The following is a 323-nucleotide window of genomic DNA, read 5'->3' on the forward strand; positions in this document are numbered from 1 at the left end:
ATCATAACGACGGCCACGATCTGCTCGGGGGAGACTTATACATGGTCTGCAAACTCAGTTGACTATACCGTCGGGGGGACTTATCCGATATTGAACAACGGATGCACGGCCGATCAGGAACTTCATTTGACGGTAACTCCGAAGCCTTCAAAAATCATAACAACGGCCACGATCTGCTCAGGCGAGGCTTATACATGGTCTGCAAACTCAGTTGACTATACCGTCGGGGGCACTTATCCGATATTGAACAACGGATGTACGGCGGATCAGGAACTTCAGTTGACGGTAACTCCGAAGCCTTCAAAAATCATAACGGCGGCCAC

At 49.8% G+C, this 323-nt stretch carries 1 protein-coding gene; it reads left to right on the plus strand.

From position 1 onward, the window contains the following. The coding region (locus ACWA1B_RS22440; RefSeq protein ID WP_456910805.1) for a hypothetical protein at nucleotides 1-323 on the plus strand (323 nt) is incomplete at both ends.

Source organism: Flavobacterium xizangense (genome assembly GCF_054075145.1).